General features: G+C 47.0%; 3 protein-coding genes. 1 reads left to right on the top strand and 2 read right to left on the bottom strand.

Going from position 1 to position 1,871, the window contains the following annotated elements:
- Positions 1 to 125: 125 nt before the first annotated feature.
- Complete coding sequence (locus WCG50_RS19230; RefSeq protein ID WP_336901202.1) at positions 126 to 680, bottom strand: hypothetical protein; 555 nt, start codon at positions 678 to 680, stop codon at positions 126 to 128.
- Positions 681 to 757: 77 nt separating this feature from the next.
- Positions 758 to 1,021: a helix-turn-helix transcriptional regulator gene (locus WCG50_RS19225; protein ID WP_336901201.1), complete on the bottom strand. Its 264-nt coding sequence runs from the start codon at positions 1,019 to 1,021 to the stop codon at positions 758 to 760.
- Positions 1,022 to 1,085: 64 nt separating this feature from the next.
- On the opposite strand from WCG50_RS19225, the gene WCG50_RS19220 reads away from it, so the two are divergent.
- Positions 1,086 to 1,475: a hypothetical protein gene (locus WCG50_RS19220; RefSeq protein WP_336901200.1), complete on the top strand. Its 390-nt coding sequence runs from the start codon at positions 1,086 to 1,088 to the stop codon at positions 1,473 to 1,475.
- Positions 1,476 to 1,871 lie beyond the last annotated feature (396 nt).

Here is a 1,871-nt window from a genome sequence, read left to right as displayed (position 1 = left end):
TGGTGCAGCCTGCGTCTTTGTGCAGGATGTCGTCGATGTTTTTGAAGGTTTGTTCGAACATGGGATTTTTGTTATTTGTCTAAGCGCTATAAGCCGCGCTTAATAGCGGAAGTTTGCAGTCCACGTCACCGTGCTGATACTGGATACAGGCGATCAATTTCGGTCAAGGTGGCTTTGGCTTTAGAAATGGTGTCTTCAATAAGTAAAGCCATCCCCGAGTATCGTTGTGAAGCCGTGACAGGTTGACCCATCCAGGCATCTGTCCGGGTCCCAATGTGAATCTCGTCCAGAGTCTTTAGGTCCTCTTGAAGGGATGCCATTTGCGTGTAAACGATGGCAATTTGCTTGGGCAGGTCGCCTTTGAGGCTACCCAACTTCCCGACGTTGGCTTTATATACTGCCCGATATTCTTTCCTGCTCGGTGCACTGAAAAAGCCAACGGCGTTGTTATCGGTACACCACTTCGCCTGCTCTCTCAGACTAGCAGCGTAGTTTCGTAACTCAGCAATATGCACAAGGGCAGACATTTCGCCCTTGAATGCGTTTGCCAATTGGTGTGAATCCCGGTTGATTGCAGATCGTGTACTGAACCAGACTGCTCCCCAAGAACCAATCAGTGACAGCAACCCACCAGCCAGCGCTGAGCACAGCGGAATATAACTTCCGAATTCGTTTGACATATTCTTCTCTCCCTAACCTCGGTTCATGGTCATCACCCATCCTTTTTTGTGTGGACGGTGCGTGCCAATTTTAGAAATTATTTATTTGCGTTGTTTTGATCGAGATTCATGGATTCTGAAAGCAATTCACATATATCGATCTTTAGCGCCGTTGCCAGCTTTTCCACATTATCCAACGACACGTTCCTCTCTGATCGCTCAATTGAGCCCACATAAGTTCGGTGTAAATCAACCAGGTCAGCCAAAGCCTCCTGCGACAAGCCATCTCGTGCCCGCAGTAATCTCAAGTTTTTCGCGAGCCGCGCTCTGGCGGACAAAGAAGTTTTTACCTGCTTTTTCATGCAGGTAGCATCTTGGTATGATGCTTTTGAGTCTACAGACTTTAAGTAGCATTATTGAGGCATCATGAAAATCCAAAAAACCAATCTTGAATCCATTAGCAGGCTTGTTGTTGGAAAACCTACTGAGGCGGCCTTTCCCGAAAACCTGTCGGATGTTGTTCTACATCAGATTGCGCGTGATTTATTGCTGTGCGAAATTGCCTTTACATCAGAGGAAATGGAGACAAACCCACCAGCTGCTGGGCCTATGTTTTTGGTAGGGCACATGTTGTTGAATGAAGCCGCGAAGTTGAAAGGGAAGTCAACCTTTGTTTTGTCGGAAGATCGACTTAAACACTGGCTTCCCCGGTACATGTTCTACGTGGAGCGAGAGTTGATCGCCCGTATTCTCAAAATTACGCGCAAAAACGATTCAAAAGATTTGTTGAATGAGGTGCAAGCCGAAGTCTCGTAGATGGTTTTTCTGCAGACGATATTTAAGCTACTTCCCATTTGAGGTACTCATAGGCAGTCTACTGAACAGGCGCCAGTGGTGAAGATCGACAGGAATCGCCTCAAAGAATGCGGTTCCTGAGCATAGTTCGGTGGCGTCAAGAAAACGACCGTTTTACAGACATACATGAGTGTGCGAAGTCGGCAATTTGAAATGGGGCGGCTTTAACAAGTAATATTAAAACGTAAAACTTTAGGCGAACACGATGGAAAAACTGGAGACAGAAAATGTCGGCGGCAACAATGTGGATGCGGCTCTAATCGAGATAGCCGCCATTGCCGAAAAGGTTCTTGGCACTCGGGAATTGGCTGAGAGCTGGATATCACAACCAGCTTTAGCTTTGAATGGCAAGCGGCC

The organism is Rhodoferax sp., assembly GCF_037143375.1.
Classification (GTDB): Bacteria; Pseudomonadota; Gammaproteobacteria; order Burkholderiales; family Burkholderiaceae_C; genus Rhodoferax.
Note: the sequence above shows the minus strand (reverse complement) of the source record. Positions and strands in the feature narration are given on the sequence as shown.